Source organism: Citrobacter sp. Cm046, assembly GCF_030333065.1.
Lineage (GTDB): Bacteria > Pseudomonadota > Gammaproteobacteria > Enterobacterales > Enterobacteriaceae > Citrobacter > Citrobacter murliniae.
This window is the reverse complement of sequence record NZ_JAOWGP010000046.1, coordinates 14,846-37,035: the sequence shown is the minus strand read 5'-3', so window position 1 is coordinate 37,035 and position 22,190 is coordinate 14,846. Positions and strand designations below refer to the sequence as shown.

Below are 22,190 nucleotides of genomic sequence, written 5' to 3'. Positions count from 1 at the left end.
CTCAGACTCCCGGACTGGTAAACATCGCGTACTCACACAACGCGATGAAAAGCACACTGACCACACTGATGCGCAGCAGCGGCCGCCTGTACATCTCCTGAAAACCCGGCGCATGCCGGATTTTCCAGAGGCCCCATGCAACCAGCGCATACAGCGCCAGTCGCCATATCAGCCAGCCGTAGCGCGTCGACTGCATCCAGCTCCGGAATGCAGCTGCTTCAGTCGGATGTTTCATGGCGGTGTCAGCCATCATCAGTGAGACCACCATGAACAGTGCCATGCAGGCGAGGAAGATGCCGGCACGGGTAAGGACTTTCCTGACAGTCGTTTTATTACGCATCCTTATTCCCTCATTCAGCCGACTGCGGCGCTGCCATCTGGTTGAAGCGACTGTCGGTATTGTCATCAGACTGGGTCTGCGGGTTGGTTTCGACGCGCTGATTTTCCCTGTCGATAATGGTCAGCACTGAATTACGTGACAGTTCACGCTTCATCTCCATCTCGTTTTTCAGCGCCGCGATTTCCCGATCCAGCGCCTCGATACGCTGACCGGCGGTATCAATGGCCTTTGGCTGGGCAGCGGCATTCGGCTCCGACATACCGGTAACCATCATGCGACGCATCAGCAGCGCCGTTTCCACCGTGTCAGACATGGCCAGCTCGCCGGCAAGACGGGCGGTCAGGGCCGCGTTATCCGGATCACGCTGCAGGGCTTTAATCACGCCGGCCGTCACCGGCAGTCCGCCGGTTTTCAGCTTCGCCAGATTCGCGGCCGTGGACTTTTCCGTACCGTTGACGAGCCTGACCAGCTGCTCAGCGTTGGCTTTTGTAGCCTCTTCCAGCAGTGGGGCAAAGCCGGTGCCGGCAACGGTCGTACCGGGCTGGTCATCCGCATCTCCGCTGGTACATTCACCCGCGTTGGCACAGGTGCGCATCGAGCGATCGCCCAGCACCTTCACGGTCATGGCCGCCGCCTCTTCCGCGCTGCCGAATTTAGAGCATGCGCCACCGTTACAGCTGCTTTCGCCCACGGTCGAATCAGACGTGACGGGCAGCCCGTTCATCATGTTGTAGCCGGCAGCGACAAGGTCATGGGTGACACGTATCGCGGGCTGCCCCGCTCCCCCGCGTTTCTGACCACCAATCCAGTTGTTGCCCGACGTGCCGGTGACTTTCCGCCCCGCCTCATCTGCACGAACCGCGTCAGTATCTCCGCTGTTCACAACAGACTTGTATTCATCCATCATGGCCTGCTGTGTCCAGTTACTGCTGTCGCTGAAGTCCATCATCTTTTTCGCCATGTTCTGGCAGTTGAGCTGCGCCTTGTCGAATGACACACTGGCCTGAAGAACGCCGTTGGTGAGCATGTCATACAGACCGGGGTTGGCCCGCTGAATGACCATCGCCGGCAGACTGGCCACCGCGCCGGTGGCCCCCTGAATTACGTCGCCCATCAGGTTTTTAAAGCCGGATGTGACGCCGTTGAGCTGGTTGCCGACGGTGGTTTTCAGATCAAAGTTGCCGCACATCAGGTCACTGCTCCAGCCGGTATTCAGCCCCAGCTTCTGCATATTGCCGCGCGTGGCTGGCTGGGAAATGACCGAGCCGCCGCCGAGGGTGTAGAAGAGCTTGTCCGACACCGCACCATCGACGGATTTGCCGTAACCGATGGCGCTGTTGTTCACCTGCAGCAGGGACATGCCCAGGATGGTATTGTCATCATCGGCCGCGTGCGCGCCCGGGAGGACAGTCAGCAGCGAGCCGGTCAGCAGCAGGCTTACGCGAACGGCTGAAAATGAAGGTGTTTTTTTCACGGTTTTCCTCATCAGATATCAGTGCTGCCCAGAAATTTCTGCCCGCGCTTTTTGCAGCAGCTGTAGGGCTGCCAGAGCGCAAAGGCTTCATTGTTACCGCTCGCGGCGGTGTGGCTCCCGTCCGGGAAGACGGCACATGACTGTGTCATGTGGGGAGCCAGCCGCTGCCATTTGTGATTGCGCGTGCCGGTGTTTTCCGTGACCTCACCCGGTGGCCAGTACCCGTCATGGCGGTTGCCCTGGAGCACCTGATAAACATGGGGCTGCCCGGTACGGGTGATAATGTCAGCCACACGCTGCGCCACCACGGCAGAGGCTTTGTCATCATCGGTCTGGCTGATAAACCCCGAACGGGGATAGATGTTGCCCCACATACTGGCTGCTGTCTGACTGCCGATTTCCCGCTGGCCGGGCACAAGCGCTTCCGGATAGAGGGACTCCGGTACGCCCGTGCGCCAGGCCGCCGAATCCAGCGTACTCAGGAAGTAAGGCATTAACGGGGTGGCTGCGGTATCACAGGAATAGCCCGGGATACTGCCGCCAATCAGGGAGGTGGCCGGGTGGCCAATGGCATCGGCATATTTGAAACGGACGGCAGACTTGCGCTGGCCGGGATTTTTCATGTCCGCCGGGTTGGCTCCTCCGGCAGAAACACCGGAAACCCCGCTGGTTACGGCACTCTCCAGCCCGCCGTCGGTCTGGCTGACAAACGCCATTTCCTGCCACGGGTTGCCGCCCGGCGCGACATAGGTCGAAACGACTGTCTGAGGAATGAAGTGGGTGACTTTGACCGACGTGCGCACCTTGCAGCCAAAAGGGGTGCAGAACAGCCAGTAACAGATGCCACTCACACGCCAGCTGATACAGTTTTGCGACACGGCGCTTGCAATAATCTGCGCGGTGTTAAGTGCTGCAACAGCTGCCGGCGCGGTTGCCGTACCCAGTACCGTGGTAACCGCCAGCGAGCACACCGTGGTTCTGATGCGGGAAGGTTTTGTATTCACTGACCACCTCCCCGGTTACGCAGGGAAGTGGCCACGTCAACATCCGTGGTGCCGTACACCACATCGCGGTCATCAAACACCACCGCCGGCACTTTTTTAATGCCCAGCTCCCAGGCCCGGACCACCTGCCGATAAGAATCGTTTAGTTGCAGCTGTTTTTGTTGCCAGGCAGGAGACGTCATAACCTGCCTGACCTGTGCTTCGGCCTGCTGCGGGTCTGCAGGCAGTACCCCGAACATGTCGGCCTGCAGCCGGTCAGGACCATCGAGAAGGACCACCGGCACGTCCGGCGGCAGAGTTGCCGGCAGATGCTGACTGTCGGTGAAGACGACCATGCCGGCCAGTACGGATGCCGGTAGCAGAGCCGGCAGGAAAACAAGAGAGGTCAGTTTCATGAATCGGGGCTCCGTCAGACTGAATCGTCTGTCAGCGTGCCCGTGGCCGTTCAGAAAAGCCGCAATAAACTAAAATCTCGTACTAAGAAGTTTTTCTACAAATTAATGAATGTTAGGAGTACAGAGTAAATTTGTGAAAATCTCAGTTATATAATAACGGCTTAACTGCCTTATGGGTTATCGTGAGGGATTTCTATGAACCAGTAAAAATAGGGATCAAAGAACCAGACTCAATCAATGGTTTCTCTTTAAATTCCTGATAAGTAAGAAAAAGCAAATGAAACTCTTCTCCAGTTTCCGTACCTAACAAACTTAAAGCTTCCACACATTCCTCATAAAGGCCTAGAAGCTCTTCAAAAGGGCAATCTACCACTATCATTATATCGATGTCATTGTGAGCTTGAGCTCTAAAAAAAGACCCAAACCCATATATCCCCACTACGTTACTGCTCCTCTCTAATATGATATTGCGGACTGCCGTTTCTATCTTTTCTATGGAAATTCCAGTAATCATTTTTGTATAAAGCCGCGCCGATTTCTGCCGAATTAAACAATCCAAGTTCTTGCTGTATAGCATGCTCTTTGGCACCAGATGTGTAGCTATTCCAGTGTCCGCCAACAACGATTATATCCACACTACCAAACTCTTTGATAGTTTTGAGTATTTTTGTCACACTCATTGTGTATTCATTCAGAAGAATGATCGTCAACTTATCATTTTGGATTTTCCTTTCAACACGAAAGATTATATCTTTTTCGCGAATAAAAGCCTTGACATTTTTATGCGTATTCAAAAAATCATCAAACCATGAAATCGATGAAAAACTGACACCCCATGAATTATTATTCATAACCGAACTCCTTTTGGAACTCTTCAGGAAATAAAGGGTAGGTATCCAATCTATTATACTGATTGTATTCCCAAGCTTCGGCATGATCTCTAAAGTCAATATATAACCGTTTTTGCCTGGCGCTTAATAAACCCATATTACCTTCAATAACATTTATTATTTTACGATTATTCGGTACCATCACACTTAATTTTTTTAGCTCCCATAATTCTTGTGTATTAGAACCCATATCTTTTGCAGCTTCAGAGTATGGTCCATAATGAGTAAAGCATTTATTATTTTCATAAAGCATTAACGCAATATCTTCTTTAAGTTGCTCAACACTATCAAAAACAGCCCCCTTAAAAGCATTTGCAACAGAAGATTCGTGTTTCTCTTTCCACTGAAAAAGCATTTCATTCGGATAGGACCCTTCTGGAGCCTTATCGATCATCCTATGATGGGTTGGGCATAAAAGGATCAAATTGTCATAAGTATCAGGTCCTGTACCCTCAGTTGTCCTGGCTGCACCTTTTTTCTTACCGATAACATGAGCCATTTCACCTACATGATAATTGCCTAAACCATCCATGATATGTGTAAGGTCACATTGGCAGTAAGAACAGCGCCCTGCTGCGCGGCCCCACAGTAACTTGATATCTTTTTCTGAAGTACCCGCCATAGCAACTACTCGCTCTTAAAAAGCACTTTGGAAGTTATAATATATTTAGCATTGAAATTGGTTAAGCGCTCATAAAAAAACCGGCCCTGGCGGCCGGTATGCAATATTGTTATTTTCTTTTTATAATCATGCCCCTGGTGAAGGCAAGTCTGGAGTTACACTTCTAGTCCGTTAATCCACAGCATCAGATACACCAGATCGGCCGAATCCGGCACCGTAATATACCAGCGCGGATGCGCATACTCCTCTTCCTGCGGCCAGCTTGTCTGCCCCGTCACGGTGATGAGGATGTTTACCGCCTGCTTCATCTTTCCCTCAAGATAGATGGCCACGCTGCTGCTGAGTCCCACCCGATGCGGGTGACAGGTCATTTTGACCGGCCCGGTCAGGCACTGCCTGAGCATTGCCCGCAGCCTCACCAGGTGCTGATGTGTCGCCGGGAGCACGCCGGGCTCCCCCTGAGGCGACAGGGTGAAAAGCGCGCCGCCACTGTGCTCATGAATGGCGGGTTCAGGGTACTTCAGTGTCATCATACCGTGGCAGGCTCCTGTTGTTTCTCCGTCAGACCGCGCAGACGGTCCAGATTCTGCGCGACGCGTTTTGCCGCTTCCAGTTCGCTGCAGTGAAATTCATTCATCAGCGCACGGCGTTCGGCTTTCTCTTCTTTTTCCGTCATGCCCAGTGCCAGGAAGAGACTGGGCGGCACGGCACGAAACAGCGCTTCGATCCGTTTCGCCAGCACCACGCCTTCCGTATAACAGCCCGACAGTTTACTGGCGGAAAGCAGCACCGATTCCTGCTCCGGCGTGAGCGCGCGGAAGCGGCTGATATCTTTGACCTCTTCCGGAGGCATGGTCAGACAAATCCACCATTCCGCCATGTTCAGCATTTTTTCGGCAATATCCGGGTAATCTTTAAGGTTCTGGGTGGCCAGCCACAGCCAGGCACCGAGCTTACGCCACATCTTGACCACCTTCGTCATGTAGGGCGACAGCAGCGGGTTGACCGTCACGATATGTGCCTCATCCACCGTGAAGACAATATCCCGGCCCAGAAACTGGTCACGCTCCGCGATGTTGTTAATCATGTTGGTCATCGAGACCATGGTCAGGGCCATCTGCGCCTCGTAGCCTTCACGCGCCAGATGCCCCAGGTCGACCAGCGTCACGTCCGCTTCCGGCCACAGCTCCCCTTCGCGGTTGAACAGCTCCGCCTCAAAGCTGCCGGCCTGGGTAAACATGCCCAGGGATTCCGCCATTTCCGCCGCTTTCGCCTTGCGCTGGGCATTGCGGACATTGATGACACCCTCATCGTTGTCAGAGGCAATGGCATATAACGCCTGCTGCAGGTCAGACGGCAGCATCTGCCGCCCTTCTTTATAAGTGGTATGCGCCGCCATCAGCAGCGCCTCACGTATCATCGCCCTGTCAGCGCGCTTCAGGTCGGCCTCTTCTTTCGGGTCGCCGCCGGTGATCATCATGCGTGCGGAGATTTCCATTTCACCGAGAACGTCACGCTTGTCATCCTCGCCCTCGTCGTCCGTGTCGATATCCGGCAGGTCGCTCTCATCCACGGCCTGGGCGGCCAGGCCTTCTTCCACCAGTTTGTGAGCATCAGCAAATGGCGGCAGGCTGACGCCGCTCCCGGGTTTGACGCTGATTTTGTTCACCGTCAGCCCGAGGCTGTCAAAAAAGTCGGCCAGCAGGCCGAACGAGTTCCCGGCCTCCGCAATAAACAGCCGCGGACGGTGGACGGCCATCAGCTGGGAGAGCGCAGCACACAGCGTGGCCGACTTGCCCGCCCCGGTCGGGCCGAACAACAGCAGATGCGCGTTCTGGGTGCGGTCGAGCTTGTTGAGCGGATCGAATGTCAGGGTATCCCCGCCGCGGTTGAAAAAGCTGAAGCCGGGGTGCCCTGTACCCGTTTCCCGCCCGGTCACCGGCAGAAGACCGGCCAGGTGCTGAACCCATGTCAGACGGGTAAACCAGTGTTTTTTGTCGCTGTCCGGGTTAAAGCACATCGGCAGCGCCCGCAGCCAGCTGTTCAGCGGACCTTCTTCAAACTCCGGACGTACCGGCTGCAGACCGGCCCCGAGCAGCACGGTGGACAGCTCCAGCCGCTTGCGCTTCAGGCTGGTCATGTCATCGCCGCGCAGCAGGAAGGTGATCCCCGCCCGGTACAGCTTGTGCCGGTTGCCCAGATACTCTTTTACCGTCTTCACATCCTGGCGGACGCGGCCCGACTCGGTATTCTCACCGACCGCATTTTTCGACAGCCGGTTAAACTGCTCTTCAAGCCGGTCCTGGGGCTGTACCACCACGGTCATACACACCATGGTCCCTTCCGGAAACATATCCATCAGGGCATTAATTTTCTTTTCACCCCGGCTTTTCTCGCCGGTCAGGGTGCCCGGCTCCGGCGGCGTGCGCAGTTTTTCCACCGCCACCGCGCAGTGCGGCTTGTTGTCAATCCACCACACGCCGTTTTCCGGGTCTGAAACCGGCGGCGTGAACCACAGGGTTTCGGCAAAATCATTGCTGACCGGCACGGTGTCTTCAGGCGTCCCGCGCGGGTCTGCGTAAGCAGCCTGCCGATAGAGCGTGGTTTTCTCCACCCAGTCCGGTGACGGATTGAACAGCCGCAGCAGCCAGCCATGCACCTGCAGGCCATTCTGTCGGGTGCAGCGGATCCCCGCCCCGCCCAGGGCATTAACGACCCGGTCGCACACCTGGTTGAGCATCGCCACCGGCGGCATCGGATCCCGGCTTTTCCCCAGCCAGCGATAAACAACCATCCGGGTGCGGCGCTGCTGCCCGCGCCAGGGCTGGCCGGTAATCAGCGAGTCAGTAAAAAGTCCCTCAGGCCGGGAGATACTGCGAATATGGCGCTCCATTTCACCCAGCCAGGCGTCGGTAAACGCCGTGCGCTGTGCATGTGGTTTGACATACCCGCGCAGCCTGTCCAGGTACGCGTCAGTGTCGTCCTCGTCCTGGCAGAAGAACTGCACGACCCAGGGATTCACGTCATGTTCATCAAAGCTGTCCTGAAGTGCATCCTCAACCGAGTCACGGATCTGCTCCAGGCGCTCTTCGGTTCGCCCTTCGGTCGCCACCGGTGTCACATCATAAACCGCCCCCACCGACACGCCGTCATCAAGCAGGAGACACTGCTCTTCATCGAGAAATTCTGCCCAGGGCAAAAAGTCAATGATGGACGGATTGGCGTGATAAACCTTCTCCTCATTCTGGCGCGTCATTTTCCCGGGGCGCTTCAGGGGTTGCCGGCCCTTCACGGCCGCGGTCAGGGTTTCATCTGCCTGAACGGACTGGTCGTCATCAACCGGCGTCTGCCGGTCGGTGGATTTATTACGCGTAAACAGTGAAAGCATTACAGGGCCTCCGTGCGCTCGCCAGGCATGGCATACTGCGTCTGGCTGTAGAACGGGAACACGGTGCTGTAACCTGGCACCGGCGTGTTACCGTCGGCCAGATGGGGATACAGGTACATCACCATGTCGGGGTTGGGCAGCCGGGGAAACTGCTGGGTGATTTCGCTTTCCTGAGTCCGGCTGTAGCTGCGGTCGGCCTGCGCGTCCGCCTGCGTTTCGCTGCCCGTCAGCGGGCGTCGCAGCGTGTCGCGGGCCGCCGCAGACTGACGGGAGGTACTGCCGCCACCGTCCGCACCGTTCCACAGTTCCAGCATGGTGTTATCGCCCGCCGGCAGCATTTCCTCTTTGGAGGTTGAGCAGCCGCTGAGCATCACACAGCTCAGGGCCAGAATGAAAACCGTTCTGCACATTACCGGTATCTCCTTTGTGAGGCGGCCGGATCGTAACCGCCGCAGATAAAAACGAACGCACTGACATTCAGCAGGTGCCCCGGCTCCCGTAATGTCATACGCGGGCAGTAAAGCCGGCGCGGGATTTTCGGGCTGCGCCACGAAACGGCACAGTCCCGGGCACTGAGCGGCAGGGAGAACCTGCCGATATCCAGTAAAAGCTGGTCATCGCGCCAGCGCAGTAAAGGTGCACCGGCAGCCAACAGCGCAACGGGTTGTAGCAACAGAACAGCAGAAGACGCAGGGATCACGTCAATATGCCAGCCTGCCCCGTCGCTGAACGTCCGGCACACGGATGAAAGAGGGAAAACGTTATCTGTCCCGCCATGGCCGTGTACTCAGTCCAGTCCGCCGTTGTCGCTGACGCCACCCGGCAGGGTGAAGTCGTAGCGCACCTTACGGCCCTTATCTTCATAATCAATGGCCAGCTGACGGGTGATATGCACGGCGAGACGGGCACCCGGCGGCACATAAATAGCATCAAACGTCATCCCGTAGCGTTGTTTGATCCAGTCCGTGGTTTCAGACATGCCGCCGGAAATGGCTTTCCCCAGCGCCGCCTGTCCGGCGTCGCCGGTCATGGTGGCGGAAATGCCATTCACGTTATTCTGCGTGGTGTACTGCCCCTGGCTCATCGCTTCACCCGCCGCACCGGCAGCCGACAGGCCAAAGATGGTCGGCAGGTAGGTGGAGGCGTTGGACTTACGTTCGCCGCCAATGCACGGGATCCCGTTTTCATCCGAAATCCAGCCGATACCGCCACTGGTGCCGGTATCCTGTTTAGCCTGAGCGTTATTATTCTGCCCGCCGGCGTTGTTACTGGTGTCTGGTCTGGGGAGGGTGCGCACCGTACCGTCGGAAAAGACAAAGGTGACGCTGTTAACCTGCCCGCGCACGCAGGACAGCGTCCAGTCACCGCTGGCCGTCCCGGAAACAATCGCCCCTTCGACGTCCGGTAACTCGATGCCATTCGCCGTCAGGTTATCCTTACCGATAAGCACCTTGAACGGATAAGGGTCGGTCACGGTGCCGTTGATGGGCACACGGCCAAGCAGTGCCGTCATGGCGCGGCTGCCGACCAGCGTGGAATTTTCCGGCAGCGTGTAAACCGGCTCGGCGCTCTCTTCCGCCCCTTTTTCATTCGTACGTCCCTTCACTTTCTCCTCATAAGCGGCTTTCTGGCGGGTCAGCTCATTTTCCCCCAGAAAAGAGGTCGGGAACTGAGGTGAGGCTTTGCCGCTGGCCGCATCCCGCGGATCCGTCTCTTTCTGGTCCGTCGGCGCGACCCACATCATGCCGTCGCTGCCCTGAGAAGCGCTCCCCCCGGTGCTGCTGCCCATGCCGTCCAGGCCCAGCCCCAGCGGGATATCGCTGTCCGCCGTTTTTTTCTCGCTGTCAGGCTTTTTGAGTTTGTCGGTCAGCTCCTGGATTTTCGCCGTCAGGCTCAGTTGTTCGTTCTGAAGCTGAGCCTGACGTTTGTCGTACTGCTCGCGCAGACCATTAACGGCCTCATTCACCTGCCCTGATACGTCCTGATTGCGCCGGCGCAACCGTTCGTTTTCTTTCACCAAATCCGCGTTCTGCTTATCCAGCGCTTTCTGACGGTCACGCACATCGTTCAGCCGGCCGATGAGCGTGCGCAGGGTGTCCTCCGGCGTGTCGCCTTCCACCCCCAGCGCCTTCAGTTCATCCGGCGAGAGGTTTTTCAGGGCACCGCCGCTTTGTTTTGCCTGAGGTTGTTCTGCCGGTTCGTTTTTGCAGCTTTTGAGCCCCACGGCCAGCCCGGCAATCACCACGGCCGGCACGATAAACTTCACCAGGGCATTGGATTTAATCTGCATGGCGGGCCTCCTGTTTTACCGCACGGGCCGCTTTACGCAGCGCAGACGGCTCAGCAATAAATGCGCTCACCGGACGACCGGCGGTCACCACATACACCGTGGTGGTGTCTTCCGGCGTGCCGGCCGGACCGACCCAGCGGTGCTGGAAGGTGGCTGACACAAACTGTCCCTGCAGCGCACGCGGATCCAGAACGACTTTACGGCTGCCGGTGTTCGTGAGCCTGAGTGCCACCACGCTGCGGTTTGCCACGCCCCAGCCAGCCAGCGGCGTGACCGTTAATGGTTCAGAGGGATACAGCGTGCTGACACGTCGGGGCAGATGAGGATTGACCGGATGAATACCCGGGACCGCCTCGATCGTACGTGCCGGAGCATAAAGGCTTTGGGCGGCATAGCGGGTAAGCAGCACCGGGATGGGGGCGCTGTAGCGGAATTTTTTACGCCTGGCCTGGGTGCCATCATCGCTGCCGGTGGGAACCGATGAGCCTGATCCGGAAGCAGCCCGGTCTGCACCACCTGGCTGACCGGCCGCATCAGACGCCTGGCTCAGCGTGCTGACATCACCGCTGTAGACCAGCCGGACCGGCTCAGTCGGCCCTTTTTCACCGGCGGCGATATCAAACAGCAGAACCTCGCCGCTTTCCACATCCTGCAGCTGCACCCGCGTCTGCGGAAAGGCGCTGTCGGCTTTCAGGTAGACGGCTCCCCCGGTGCTCTGCACACGGAGTTTACCGTTAAGCGCCGGCGGAAAACCAACGCGGACGTTTTTGTCCACAAAGACCACCCGCTCCTGCCCCACCTTCAGGGGGATCTGCAGCGGAATACGCTCCCATTTCATCAGCTCATCTGCGCCGGCAGGACGTGATACCAGTGTTGCCAGGGGCAGCAGGGCGAAGGACAGCGCCATCAGCCCGGCACGGTAGTGGGGGTTTTTACTCATCACTGAAACACTCCTGACTTCTCCGGTTTAGGTGCAGGCGGTGCCGCCTCCAGACGCTGGGGCACACCGGCATAACAGTCCAGCGCCAGACCAAACGGGTTGCGCTCCGCATCACCTTCCCAGCGCACCACTTTCAGCGGGTAACGCACCAGGGCGCGTTTGACCGGCTCGGCATGGAAATATTCATCAGCCACCACGTCCAGGCGGGCAATCCAGTGATCGCGATCCTGTACGGTCACGCTCTGTGACTGGTAACCGCGACCGGGCACTTCATACACCACGCGCACGCGGTCGGTGAGCTCCCCGGCGTCACCGCGTTTCTTTGCATCCGCTTTCAGGAAATCCTGACAGGACGGCGTCAGATACGGCGACAGCGCATTGATTTTGGCGGAATAGTCCACCTCGCCATTTTTCGGCCAGGCATTGAGCTGCTGAAAGATGTAGAACGCGAAGGAGTAGACTGTCGGGGGAGGCACTTCCCACCAGGGGCGCGTGCTGCCGGTACGTAAATCCGGCGGGTTATGTACGGTCAGCTTGCTGGGTGCCAGCATCCATCCGGCACAGGTGAATAAAAGAAAAAAGGCGAGCACGGCGCAGGCGATGCGCAGCGTCTGAATATGCTGGTCACGGTCTTTTACCGCATGGCGAAAACGGCTCATGAGGCTCTCCTGTTACGTTTCACTGACCAGCCCCGGGCATCCACAATCAGTTTCGGATTGCCCATCCCCAGCCGGCGTTTTTTCGTCTCCAGTCGCTGCCAGAGCCAGTTCTCGGGCTTGCCGCGCTTGAGCCTGGCCATCCAGCGACCGCCGAACCAGACGAGCAGCAGCGGCATGACCAGCAGACCGGTGGGAACGACAACCCAGCCGGCAAGCGGTATAAACGGCAGTGACAGGAGCAGACCCGCACCCGCGCCGGCAAGGGCAGCCAGCCCCATCTCATGGGTGGTGAATCCGCGAAACACCACGGGCTCACTGTTGAGACGGTCAGGTAAAAAACGAATGGTCTGCATCGTCGTGAACTCCTACAGAATGATTTCTGCGGACTTGCCCAGCAGCCAGATAACGGCAACCAGCAGAACCACACCCACCACGATGATGGCGCCAAATTTGGTCCAGGTTGCCCGCTCATTGCGTACTTCAGTGAAGGTATGGACAGCAGCAATCGCGACGTTGATGAAGGCGATGGCTGCCACAACCAGACCACCAATGACCACACCGTCCTGCAGATAGCCCTTGATCTGCCCCATCAGCCCGCTTCCGCCTCCGGACTCCGGCGCTTCAACGCTTGGCAAATCCGCAAAGGCCGGTTTGCAGGTGAGCCAGCCCAGAATGGCAAGCGTACCGGCGCGGGTCAGCGCACGGCTGCCAAGACGGCGCAGGCGGGCAACAACAGACTCAGAATGGTGCATGGGATTCTTCTCCTGACTTAACGTTCATAATCGGGTTAACTGGCAAACATCCAGATACACACAAGCAACAGCAGCACGGTGCGGACGGCAAAACGCCCCAGGGCCGCGTCCCGCACTTTTGTGTTACTCCAGCCGGTCCAGACATCCGACAGCGCCCACGCGGCCCATAAAAAAAGAAACGCCAGCAGTGCCCCGATGCAGAGCAGATGAAGGATGTTCACATCAAGACTGCCGGAGCCGGCTTTAAACGCGTTCGTTTGTTCGGATGTCATGGGCATCAGGGCCGCTCCCGCCGGTAATTACCGGCCACAAAAGACGGGTCACGCGGTTGCGCGCGGGAGGGCTCCAGATAGCGGTCAATGCCTCTGCGGATGGTGTTGAGATCGGATGTGGCCTGACGGTAATCAAAGAAAAAGCGGCCACGGTCAGCCGGGTCGGCCTGTGCAGCCGCCACGCGGGCCCGCTCAAGCGACGCCTGAACCTGGTCCAGCTGACGCTGAACAGACGCAAGCTCATCTTTCTCAGATGCCTGTGCAGCAGCTGATGCCAGAAAAGTCAGCAATACCAGGCCGGTGATGCCCGGGACACGGCTGTTGCGCCGCATGGCCGGACGATTTGAATTCATACGCACCTCCAGAAGGATTAAGGGGTGCGGACAGGATGCGGAAGAGGGAACGTCGGGTCAGCGATAAACCCTAAACAGGAATTTCAAAATTAATTGCGGGTCAGTGCCGGTGGCAGGTTTAGCTGTAAATAAAGGTTCATTGTGATATTAAGAAAAACTCAACGGTAAACAGAGGGAAAATGAAAATGATGAATACTGTTCAGAAGGCCACGTTAATCACTGCACTGATTACCGGCCCTGTTCTTGCGGCCGACGGTACTGGCAAAGTCCAACTTTCAGACCTGCATTTCGCCACAGCAGCAAATGGTTTGCAGCAAATTGAAGGCACGGGAACGAACGTGTCAGGTGGGCCTGTGAAGACTGTAATTGTCAAATTCAACTTGCTTCAGAATGGGGCAGTAATAGGAAATACGGCATCGATGGCTCAAAATCTGGAGCCGGGTCAGCAATGGAAGCTACAGGCACCCTACGACAGCATAACCAACAAGCCAGACAGCTTCAAAGTGACAGAACTGACGGTATTTAATAACTGACACTGACGCGCCAGTAACGGTCGTTTCATGGCTTGTCTGCTGACGGCAGGCGCGCAAAACAAGTTTTGCACGCCTCCGTCCAGCCCTGATTTAAAGATAATGAAATGAGCGCCTCCTTACTCAGGCCAATGGGGTAACCTCGTCCCGCTCTTTGCTCAAACCCTTTGAACCAAGCCACTTCTATAAGAGACATACTGATGACCAATTACATTACTTTGTCTTCAATTATCAAAGCTGCCGAAAGGATTGAAAATTCAGTTATCAGGACCCCCACAGTTGGTTCTCCTGGATTGTCGGATCTGCTGGGAAGAAAGGTGTTTCTCAAACTGGAGAATTTGCAGGCTGGCGGCTCTTTTAAAGCCAGGGGAGTCCTGAATCTGCTTTCCGCTTTTTCCGGTAATCTGAAAGATTACCGTTTCGTTGCCGTCAGTGGCGGTAACTTTGGTATCGCAGTGGCAGAAGCAGCCAAAGCGCTGGATCTAAACGTGACCGTGATTATGCCAAAAAATGCCCCGGCCTCATCCATTGAGAAAATACGCCATTCCGGTAGCACAGTTATTCTTGACGAAGATGTCAGTTCCGCGTTTGAACGGGCAAACACGCTTGCTGAGCAGGGATACCACATAATTGATGACTGTAGCGATACACTTGTCGCCGAAGGATATGGAACCCTGGCACTGGAACTTATTGAAGATTGCCCTTCATTGACTGATGTATTTGTTGCAGTGGGCGGCGGTGCAATGCTGGCAGGCATCGCGACAGTACTAAAATCCCGTAACCCACATATTCGTATATGGGGGGTGGAAACCGAGGGGGCTAATTCTATGTACCAGGCATTGAAGGCAGGAAAACCCGTGAATGTGGACATAACCTCAGCCATTTCAACCCTTGGCGTCCCTGTGATTGACCGCCTCATGCTGGCACACGCGCAGCGCTACACTGAAAAGGTCATCACCGTGTCGGATAGCGACGCCATACAAGGCATGCTTTCTTTTGGCGAGAAAGCATGCCTGTGGGTCGAACCGGCCGCCGGGACACTTATTCCTGCAGTGATCTCAGTTATACCCGGAATGCCTGATAATGCAGTCATTGGACTCATCATTTGTGGCGGTAACATTACGCAACGAGAGATGAATGAGTGGGCGAAAAATACAGATGTTATTTAGGTAATGCACTAGCGTACTACAAGCAGTGAAATATTTATCTGATCCCTGTTATGTTGCTGTTTATAAGAGATTTTCCTACTCGCTAATTCATATGGAGTAATCCAAAATGAAACTTATGCCAGTCGGTGTCGATATTGCCAAAAACGTGATGCAGGTGCACTTCGTTAATACAGATACAGGCGAAATTTTTAACAAGGCAATCAAGCGCGCGAAGTTTATTGAGTTTTTCACCAATCGTTCACCCTGCCTAATTGGCATGGAAGCCTGTGGCGGCGCACATCACTGGGCCCGGTAGTTAAGCAGGCTCGGCCATCAGGTGAAACTGATGCCGGGCGAATTCGTCAAAGCCTTCAATATCCGTAACAAGAATGATAAGGCAGATGCTCAGGCAATCTGACGAGCCGTCCAGCAACCGGGCAAAGCCGTTGCGGTGAAGACGGAGGATCAACAGGCCATGCTTGCCCTGCACCGTATACGTTCGCAGTTACTGATATTTCGGCTGATGCAGACCAACGCTTTACACGGTTTACTTGCTGAATATGGCGAGGTGATGCGTACAGGGCATGCCAGCCTCATTAAAAATGTTCCCGATATTCTTGCCCGCCTGTCCGGACGCTTACCGGCAGTACTCATAGACAGCCCGCCTGAACAACTGAGTGAAGTTGAAAGAACGGACGGCCGGATTGCTGATATTGAACGGCGGATACGCGAGCTGAGCAGAGATGACCCCGGAGTAAAAACCATCAGTGCCATTCCCGGCGTGGGCTTCCTGACTGCCACTGCTGCGGTTGCCTCAATGGGTAATGCGGACGCCTTCCGTTCAGGGCGGAAAGTTGCTGGGGATCAGCAAGCGGGGCAACAAGTACCTGCGAAAACTGCTGGTCAACGGTGCGCACAGCGTCATACAGAATGCCCGTGAGCCGGGACCCTGGGTTACAGAGATGATAAAACGGCGACCGCTCAACGTTGTCTCCGTGGCACTGTCCAACAAAATGGCACGTATTATATGGGCTGTGCTGGGGCACGGCAGGCCCTATCGGAAGGAAGCTGCTCTTGACTGAGTACTTTCATTACGAAATCACAATGTATAAGCAGAACATCAACAGGTTGCACAGGCAGTGTATGTAATGACAGAACAGGTCAGACCGGGACTCATCAGGCCTGAAAGAAGTACCGAACTCCATGTTCGCAGAGATAATTGAGGTGTGGGTCAGCGGATTTCATTAGGGTCAGCAGCCGCTCTCGCAGCTGCATAAAGACCGGATATATAGTCGCAATCGTCCTGTCCGTCATCAAGTACAAAGCCTGGCAAACGGGAGGCGCTCATATATACTTCTTGAACGAAGCCGTGGTCACGGTCACGGCGATACCCAGCAGGACAGCCGCCGGCAACAACAGCAGATTGGGGTAGACTGCAGTGGGCCAGGAAAGGTACAGCATAGCGGGCACCACAGCGGCCGGTTTGAGCAGCTTCCTGGCATGGTGATAGACAAAAGAACTTTCATACCCCGCCCCATAACGCCGCAGATCACGCCGCCCCAGCCCCTCAACCAGCGCCACCACCACGACCAGCACAAACAGCGGCACGGACAGCACCAGAATGGTGACGCGTACCAGGGTGATAATGCTTATCCATACCGTGGCCAGCAGGTATTCACGCAGGTAGCCGGCAAGCCAGCCGCTCCAGCTGTTGATTTCCCGGGTGACGGCATTGTCACTGTGCATCTGGTGCGCATACTGCTGCCGGACCTGGTCAAGGAAGCCACTGTCCACAAAGGCCCACTGATAGGCAGTGGTCACCCATCGAACGACGGTCACGGAAGGCTCAGACAACAGCAAGCTCCGGGTGAACTCCGTGGACAGCCATCCCAGCTCGGTATTCATGACCGCTTCACTGTGCGCCGCCCCGGCTTCCGGCCGGAAGAACGCGATGCCGATATATTCAATCAGCAGGCTCAGCAGCAGCGAGGACAGCACCACGCCCACCAGGGCCCATGGCCAGCCCCAGAGCAGGTTATACAGCATGCCGTGTTTGTGCTCTGGCAGCGTCTGCTGCTGCGGGGGACGTTTTACCTCAGCCATTCTCCCCTCCTGTGACCGGCACGTTCAGGGCCGGACCATCCCGCCACCAGGATTCGCCGCTGTGATAGCTGCGCCGCATCTCCTCCGCTATTTTCTCGATGCTTTCCGGCATCAGCACATCATCAGCATCCCCGGCAGGCAGCGGCATGCGGATTTTCCACAACTGCCCGCCCTCCAGCAGGGCAAACGCCTGCCCTTTTGGCAACGTCACGATATCGGCCGGCTCCAGCAGCGGGACTTTTACCGTCCCGACGCGGTCCTGGGTGCTTGAAGTAAAGTCATGGTCTGCATTGACATCTGCCGTGTCCTGGTGCCCGGAGACCAGCGTTTTGGTGTAAATCTCCACCTGCGGCAGCTGCGTGGTCAGCAGCTCGGCGGTGCGGTTCTCCCTGACGCGCAGCATAATCAGGTTGTTAAAGTTACCCTGTACCTGGGCCGTCTTGGCCGCATTCCCAATGCGCGCCTCAATATCAGAAGACGTCTGGGTATAGGCCGTCACCTGCATGCCGGCACCGCCCCCTTTGTTGATGAGAGGAATAAACTCATCGCCCATCAGCTCGTTAAACTCATCGCAGTGCAGGTTAATCAGGGGCTTCCCTTCTTTCCCGCCCGGCAGGCCCGCATTGATACCGTGTTTGTAGATATGGCCGGCCACGCTCACCAGATCGGCGAACATGGAATTGCCCACGGCACTTGCCACCATACTGTCGCTGAGCGCATCGAGTCCCACATAGATCACGGCTTTTTTACGGATGATTTGCTCCCAGTCAAATATGGGCCGTGAGTCATCCATATCGAGATAGTCGGGAGTCAGCAGTTCAGCGGTCTTGCCGGTGGTCAGTTTTTCCAGCAGCGGCAGCAGGGACGCCACAATTTTGTCAAAGTAAGTACGGTCATAACGTACCGCTGAACGCAGTCCGTCGAGAATGGGATCATAGAGCTTCTTACCTTCTTCTGAACTCAGCGCAACCTCAATGGCCCAGATACGTAAGGCATCCGGCTGCCCCTGCATGTTACGGGGCACGTCGTCCTCTCCCAGCACCTGCTGATTATTCTCAATCTGCGTCTGCAGGGCCGGCAGCTGCGCCTGGATGATTTTCTCCGCATAGCGGATATAGAGATCGGCGATATTGTTCACATAACGCATAATCAGCGTGTAGTCAGGACGTTCCCCCAAGGCGACCAGCGCACGGGCAATGATATTGACGAACCGCCAGGCAAATTCGCGGAATGCCGCGCTGTTCCCCTCACCCGACAGCTGACCGGCCACGCGGGACGCCACCTCTGACACGCGGCCAAAACGCCCGACGGCATTATAACGGGCTGAAATTTCAGGCCAGCCGAGATGAAAGATATACAGCTCATCCCCGCGCCCGGCCCGGTGGGCCTCTGCCCAGACGCGTTTCATCAGGTCTGCGTCGCCTTTTGGATCAAACACGATGGTGACTTCACCCCGCCGGATATCCTGGGTGACCAGCAGCTCGGCCAGCCGGGTCTTACCGACGCGCGTGGTGCCATAAACCACCGTATGGCCAACGCGCTCCCCCAGGGCCAGGGTGACGTCTTTTTCGTCGGGCTCGATGCCGTGCAGCGCCGGATTCCCGCCCACCGGCGGTAACGGCCGCACCGGGTTCAGCGGTGTATCAGCACTCAGCAGCTTGCTCAGCCAAGGCAGACGGTGCTCTGTCATCATTTCGAGCTGACGCGCCCCCAGGTAAAAGCGGTTTGGCTGCAGGTAACGGGCCACCTCCGGGCGCAGCGTATCCTGCAGGCGCTGGGTGTGTTTCTGCGTCCAGCGGAACCCCCGGCCGAGAAACAGGCGACGATGGCTAACGGGGATCTGTTTAGTGCTCATGACATAGCGCGGCAGGCGGCGGAGATTCCGGCGATAGCGAATAATCTTCATCCCCTGATGGGTGCGGGTGACAGCCAGCGCCGCAAACCCGGCGGCAGTGACATAGCTGACAGAAGGTGCCAGGGCAACAGCCCAGGGTGCCTGGACACAGATATACGCCGCCATGCCCGACACCACGGCGGTATTCAGCTCAACGGCCGGACGCAACAGGGCTTCAATAACGTAACGGTTACTCATCGGCTGCCTCCTTTATGATTTTACCGTCGGCCATGCGGATATACGCGGCCTTTCCGGCACCGTCTTCCCTGCGGAGCAGACAGTGGTAATACAGGGCATTCGCCAGTAAGCGCCAGAGCACACACACGACATTCGACAGAATGAAAAAAATGAACCATACGGCCCGCAATGACAGCAGGTAATTGTCCGCCGCGGTTTCTGTGGAGACGGCAGTGACGGTGCAGGCTACCGGCTTTGCCTCAGGTGAAGTCGCATTATCAGGCACCGGGCATTCCTCCCACATGTAGTGCCCGGGCGGCGCGGTGCGCCATGCCGTTGCCTCCTTCTGCAACTGGTCGTTAAGGTCACTGACCGGATGGCCGAAAACAAGCCAGGCGAGCAGGCAGACACCGCCGAAAGCCGCAGGCACGAAAACGGCATGACGGAATAAACAGAACACAAGCCACAAAGCGTAACGCAGGCTGTTCAGGATGATGTGCATAAGCGATTCCTCAGAGATACTGCCGGATGTCCTGCCCGGCGAGAATGGCCAGCAGGCGTTGCCCGCTGATGATGCGCAGGCGCGGTGACGCCGTACGAAGGCTGCGGCTCATCTTTCCGGTGCGGCCCGTGTGGACAAACAGCCCCCGGCGGCCGGACTGCAGGAGAAGCCGGTCAAAGTCCTCAACATGTGCGGGGGAAACAGCACGGCTGTACCGTTTGGCCTGGATAAGCCAGTGCTCACCGTCGATGATGACCTGACCATCAAGGCCGCCGTCACCGCTGTAAGAGGCATTGCGCACCACGGTCAGCCCCTGGCGTTCAAAGGCAGACAGCAACAGCTCTTCAAAGACATACGGACTGACTTTGCGCAGATAAGTCAGACGCTGCCCGTCTCCCGGCAGGAGGGTCAGCTTATTCAGTACCCGGTCCGCCGTTGCCCGGTATCGCCGGTGACGGCGGGTGCTGGCGTTCTTCCGACGGCGCAGGTTCAGAAAGGCCATCACCACCAGGAACAGGATGGCCAGCATGGCAATCCCCACGGGGTGCCCTGTCAGCAGACCTTTAAGCGGTATCGCTACCATTACGGCCTGACCTGCTGCGTCAGGCCGGTATCGTTGATAAGTACCGGATAATGCGCAATCTGCAGGCGACGGGCCAGCTCGCTACCGGAAGCCGGGGCCAGTTTGACACCGGGTGCCAGTTCGCGCAGCTCGCGCACGGTATCCATGTCTGTGACGTTGACTATCATCCCGGCCGCATGCTGTTCAGCCAGCGCGCCGGCATTGGCCTTCAGCCATTCACGGGACAGGGCATCATCCCCGACCAGAAACAACGCCCCGATGCCGGGCAACTGCAGCGGCCGGTCAGCCACGTTTCCCGGGCGCAACTCCGGCGTGAAAACCGGCAGCATGGCGGCTTCCCCCTGCAGAACGGGTGACGGGGGTGAAGGCGCGGTGTCGTTTTCCGTGCTCATGCCGGGCTGTTTATTGACGGCCTCAAAATACGGGGCGGCATCCTGACCGCCCAGATCAGCAATCACGTTCAGTTCAGCATGGCCGGCCAGGGGAAGGAGGGTAAACAGCAGTAAGGACAGCGTTTTCATCAGGGTTATCTCCCGGGTTCAGTCCAGAGGAAGCCTGGATCGGGGGTAAGCGCAGCAGCCGAACGGGGCGCTTCAGCTGCCGGCGCAGAAATGCGGGATGCAGGGCTGATTTTTGCCAGATGCCCTCTCACAATGGCGCGGTAACGTGCAGCAGGCTGACCACCTGCGGGATGGTGGTAGCAGCCAGCCGCATCCAGCCAGCTTCCGGGCTTACGCGCCCAGCACTCACGCAGAATGGCGGCGGCGGCGTTCAGGTTGGTGTAAGGGTCAAACGCATCCCACGTTGAGGCAAAATGATGACCGTTCCAGCCCAGATTGACCTGGGCAATACCGACATCGATGCGCTTAAGCGGGTGACGCTTCATAAAGACCTGCAGCGCCTGCCAGGCCTGCAGGCGCGTCTCATAGCGATACCCTTTGCCTGCCACGTTGATGGTCCAGGGCCATGGCCGTACTCCGCGGGGAAGTTTGCACGAAGACTCGCTCAGTGATACCGAGTAAAGCGCTTCCGGGGGCACGCCGTGCGCCATGGCCACGCGGACGTAACCCTCCGGCACCGTCTGGTCAGCATGGCCGTCAGGGACGGCCGCCATCAGTAAGCCCAGCGCCAGCGCGCCGGTCAGAACGCTGCGATTGCCCATTTACCGTCTCCCGCCTGCTGCAGTAAAACCGGCATCAGGCCGTTACCAAAGCGCATCCACCGGCCGCCGTCGTGGTTAAGCGTGATCTGGCGCTTGCGGACCTTTTCCACGGGAATGTGATGGTCCCGTGCCCAGTTGCGAAGCGCATCATCACTGCCCTGGCTGTCGACCAGATAGATGTCCACCGGCCGGTTGTCAGCCAGCACGGCAGACAGTTTCGCGTCGCAGGTGGCGCAGTCTTTTGACCTGACGAACAGCGCCAGCCGGCCACCACTGTCGTGCGCCACGCCGGAGGCGTTCCCCATATTGACCGGCAGCGTGCCCGGATACAGGCGCTGCCAGGCCGCGTTCACCTCACGCTGGAAATCAAGCTCCTTCTGGGTGCGGGCAAACTCTTCCTTCACCCACTTTTCAGCAAACTTACGGCGCTCTGCCGGCGTCTGCGCCTCAATACCCAGGGTGGAAAGCGGATCGAGGCCCGGCGACTGGATACCCCGGGGTCCCTTCATCAGCTGCTGATAACGCTGATAATCGTCGGCGCTGAGTCCCCACTGACCGGCCTGCTGCTGCAGGTTTTGTTGTGCGGAGTCCGCCCGTTGTGTTGACGCCTGCCGGCTGACATCCGTCTGCCCTGATGTGGTCGCGGCCAGGGTCAGGGGGCTCAGCAGCATGGCGGCTAAAAAGGTATGTTTAAGTTTCATCATTCGATCCG

27 protein-coding genes and 1 pseudogene are annotated in these 22,190 nt (G+C 57.2%); 3 read left to right on the top strand and 25 right to left on the bottom strand.

Annotated elements, in window-relative coordinates; genetic code table 11:
* Nucleotide 1: 1 nt before the first annotated feature.
* The 18 genes from OGX98_RS21410 to OGX98_RS21330 form a co-directional block, all read right to left on the bottom strand.
* Nucleotides 2-340, bottom strand: coding sequence for a hypothetical protein (locus OGX98_RS21410; protein ID WP_003029769.1), 339 nt, complete (start codon nucleotides 338-340; stop codon nucleotides 2-4).
* Nucleotides 341-350: 10 nt separating this feature from the next.
* Nucleotides 351-1,826 (bottom strand): integrating conjugative element protein, encoded by a 1,476-nt coding sequence (locus OGX98_RS21405; protein WP_032933072.1) that lies wholly within the window; start codon nucleotides 1,824-1,826, stop codon nucleotides 351-353.
* Nucleotides 1,826-2,818, bottom strand: coding sequence for a TIGR03756 family integrating conjugative element protein (locus OGX98_RS21400; protein ID WP_003029763.1), 993 nt, complete (start codon nucleotides 2,816-2,818; stop codon nucleotides 1,826-1,828). Before OGX98_RS21400 ends, OGX98_RS21405 begins: the two co-directional genes overlap by 1 nt.
* On the bottom strand, nucleotides 2,815-3,213 hold the full coding sequence (locus OGX98_RS21395; protein WP_003029760.1) for a TIGR03757 family integrating conjugative element protein: 399 nt from the start codon (nucleotides 3,211-3,213) through the stop codon (nucleotides 2,815-2,817). Before OGX98_RS21395 ends, OGX98_RS21400 begins: the two co-directional genes overlap by 4 nt.
* Nucleotides 3,214-3,406: 193 nt before the next feature.
* On the bottom strand, nucleotides 3,407-3,727 hold the full coding sequence (locus OGX98_RS24015; protein ID WP_143553910.1) for a nucleotidyltransferase domain-containing protein: 321 nt from the start codon (nucleotides 3,725-3,727) through the stop codon (nucleotides 3,407-3,409).
* Nucleotides 3,657-4,064, bottom strand: coding sequence for a hypothetical protein (locus OGX98_RS21390; RefSeq protein WP_003029757.1), 408 nt, complete (start codon nucleotides 4,062-4,064; stop codon nucleotides 3,657-3,659). The genes OGX98_RS24015 and OGX98_RS21390 overlap by 71 nt, the downstream gene beginning before the upstream one ends.
* A complete protein-coding gene (locus tag OGX98_RS21385; RefSeq protein ID WP_003029755.1) occupies nucleotides 4,057-4,725 on the bottom strand; it encodes an HNH endonuclease signature motif containing protein in 669 nt (222 codons plus the stop codon). The genes OGX98_RS21390 and OGX98_RS21385 overlap by 8 nt, the downstream gene beginning before the upstream one ends.
* Nucleotides 4,726-4,880: 155 nt before the next feature.
* Nucleotides 4,881-5,258 carry a hypothetical protein gene (locus OGX98_RS21380; protein ID WP_003029753.1) on the bottom strand — a complete coding sequence of 126 codons (378 nt, stop codon included), beginning with the start codon at nucleotides 5,256-5,258 and terminating at the stop codon, nucleotides 4,881-4,883.
* Entirely contained in the window at nucleotides 5,255-8,113 is a 2,859-nt protein-coding gene (locus OGX98_RS21375; RefSeq protein WP_058684974.1) for a conjugative transfer ATPase, read from the bottom strand. Before OGX98_RS21375 ends, OGX98_RS21380 begins: the two co-directional genes overlap by 4 nt.
* A complete protein-coding gene (locus OGX98_RS21370; protein ID WP_003029750.1) occupies nucleotides 8,113-8,523 on the bottom strand; it encodes a TIGR03751 family conjugal transfer lipoprotein in 411 nt (136 codons plus the stop codon). The genes OGX98_RS21375 and OGX98_RS21370 overlap by 1 nt, the downstream gene beginning before the upstream one ends.
* The gene (locus tag OGX98_RS21365) at nucleotides 8,523-8,813 is read right to left on the bottom strand and encodes a hypothetical protein (RefSeq protein ID WP_003029748.1); all 291 of its coding nucleotides are present in this window, start codon (nucleotides 8,811-8,813) and stop codon (nucleotides 8,523-8,525) included. The genes OGX98_RS21370 and OGX98_RS21365 overlap by 1 nt, the downstream gene beginning before the upstream one ends.
* An 87-nt stretch (nucleotides 8,814-8,900) precedes the next feature.
* On the bottom strand, nucleotides 8,901-10,403 hold the full coding sequence (locus OGX98_RS21360; RefSeq protein WP_003029746.1) for a TIGR03752 family integrating conjugative element protein: 1,503 nt from the start codon (nucleotides 10,401-10,403) through the stop codon (nucleotides 8,901-8,903).
* Nucleotides 10,393-11,343 carry a TIGR03749 family integrating conjugative element protein gene (locus tag OGX98_RS21355; RefSeq protein ID WP_058684973.1) on the bottom strand — a complete coding sequence of 317 codons (951 nt, stop codon included), beginning with the start codon at nucleotides 11,341-11,343 and terminating at the stop codon, nucleotides 10,393-10,395. The genes OGX98_RS21360 and OGX98_RS21355 overlap by 11 nt, the downstream gene beginning before the upstream one ends.
* The gene (locus OGX98_RS21350) at nucleotides 11,343-12,002 is read right to left on the bottom strand and encodes a PFL_4703 family integrating conjugative element protein (protein ID WP_004115533.1); all 660 of its coding nucleotides are present in this window, start codon (nucleotides 12,000-12,002) and stop codon (nucleotides 11,343-11,345) included. Before OGX98_RS21350 ends, OGX98_RS21355 begins: the two co-directional genes overlap by 1 nt.
* Nucleotides 11,999-12,355, bottom strand: a complete 357-nt coding sequence (locus tag OGX98_RS21345) for a TIGR03750 family conjugal transfer protein (RefSeq protein ID WP_004115534.1) — start codon at nucleotides 12,353-12,355, stop codon at nucleotides 11,999-12,001. The genes OGX98_RS21350 and OGX98_RS21345 overlap by 4 nt, the downstream gene beginning before the upstream one ends.
* A 12-nt stretch (nucleotides 12,356-12,367) precedes the next feature.
* Complete coding sequence (locus tag OGX98_RS21340) at nucleotides 12,368-12,754, bottom strand: TIGR03745 family integrating conjugative element membrane protein (RefSeq protein ID WP_102981636.1); 387 nt, start codon at nucleotides 12,752-12,754, stop codon at nucleotides 12,368-12,370.
* Between the two features lie 35 nt (nucleotides 12,755-12,789).
* Complete coding sequence (locus tag OGX98_RS21335; protein ID WP_003029734.1) at nucleotides 12,790-13,032, bottom strand: TIGR03758 family integrating conjugative element protein; 243 nt, start codon at nucleotides 13,030-13,032, stop codon at nucleotides 12,790-12,792.
* On the bottom strand, nucleotides 13,032-13,379 hold the full coding sequence (locus OGX98_RS21330) for an integrative conjugative element protein, RAQPRD family (protein WP_058684972.1): 348 nt from the start codon (nucleotides 13,377-13,379) through the stop codon (nucleotides 13,032-13,034). The genes OGX98_RS21335 and OGX98_RS21330 overlap by 1 nt, the downstream gene beginning before the upstream one ends.
* Nucleotides 13,380-13,564: 185 nt before the next feature.
* Here OGX98_RS21330 and OGX98_RS21325 point away from each other — a divergent pair, with 185 nt between their 5' ends.
* From OGX98_RS21325 to OGX98_RS21315, 3 genes and pseudogenes are all read left to right on the top strand, one after another.
* A complete protein-coding gene (locus OGX98_RS21325; protein ID WP_003029729.1) occupies nucleotides 13,565-13,912 on the top strand; it encodes an FxLYD domain-containing protein in 348 nt (115 codons plus the stop codon).
* Nucleotides 13,913-14,109: 197 nt separating this feature from the next.
* Complete coding sequence (locus OGX98_RS21320; RefSeq protein WP_003029727.1) at nucleotides 14,110-15,078, top strand: threonine ammonia-lyase; 969 nt, start codon at nucleotides 14,110-14,112, stop codon at nucleotides 15,076-15,078.
* Nucleotides 15,079-15,184: 106 nt separating this feature from the next.
* Nucleotides 15,185-16,139, top strand: a pseudogene (locus tag OGX98_RS21315) (IS110 family RNA-guided transposase).
* 262 nt (nucleotides 16,140-16,401) lie between these two features.
* Here OGX98_RS21315 and OGX98_RS21310 read toward each other — a convergent pair.
* From OGX98_RS21310 to OGX98_RS21280, 7 genes are read right to left on the bottom strand one after another with little or no spacing between them, the layout of a single operon-like run.
* Nucleotides 16,402-17,160 (bottom strand): TIGR03747 family integrating conjugative element membrane protein, encoded by a 759-nt coding sequence (locus OGX98_RS21310; RefSeq protein ID WP_003029719.1) that lies wholly within the window; start codon nucleotides 17,158-17,160, stop codon nucleotides 16,402-16,404.
* Nucleotides 17,153-19,252, bottom strand: coding sequence for a type IV conjugative transfer system coupling protein TraD (gene traD, locus OGX98_RS21305; protein WP_003029716.1), 2,100 nt, complete (start codon nucleotides 19,250-19,252; stop codon nucleotides 17,153-17,155). The genes OGX98_RS21310 and traD overlap by 8 nt, the downstream gene beginning before the upstream one ends.
* On the bottom strand, nucleotides 19,245-19,733 hold the full coding sequence (locus OGX98_RS21300) for a hypothetical protein (protein ID WP_003029713.1): 489 nt from the start codon (nucleotides 19,731-19,733) through the stop codon (nucleotides 19,245-19,247). Before OGX98_RS21300 ends, traD begins: the two co-directional genes overlap by 8 nt.
* Nucleotides 19,734-19,743: 10 nt before the next feature.
* Nucleotides 19,744-20,316 carry a restriction endonuclease gene (locus OGX98_RS21295; protein WP_058684971.1) on the bottom strand — a complete coding sequence of 191 codons (573 nt, stop codon included), beginning with the start codon at nucleotides 20,314-20,316 and terminating at the stop codon, nucleotides 19,744-19,746.
* Nucleotides 20,316-20,837 (bottom strand): integrating conjugative element protein, encoded by a 522-nt coding sequence (locus OGX98_RS21290; RefSeq protein ID WP_003029708.1) that lies wholly within the window; start codon nucleotides 20,835-20,837, stop codon nucleotides 20,316-20,318. The genes OGX98_RS21295 and OGX98_RS21290 overlap by 1 nt, the downstream gene beginning before the upstream one ends.
* A gap of 5 nt (nucleotides 20,838-20,842) precedes the next feature.
* Nucleotides 20,843-21,478 carry a lysozyme family protein gene (locus OGX98_RS21285; protein WP_003029706.1) on the bottom strand — a complete coding sequence of 212 codons (636 nt, stop codon included), beginning with the start codon at nucleotides 21,476-21,478 and terminating at the stop codon, nucleotides 20,843-20,845.
* Nucleotides 21,457-22,179, bottom strand: a complete 723-nt coding sequence (locus OGX98_RS21280) for a TIGR03759 family integrating conjugative element protein (protein ID WP_003029704.1) — start codon at nucleotides 22,177-22,179, stop codon at nucleotides 21,457-21,459. Before OGX98_RS21280 ends, OGX98_RS21285 begins: the two co-directional genes overlap by 22 nt.
* Nucleotides 22,180-22,190: the final 11 nt, after the last annotated feature.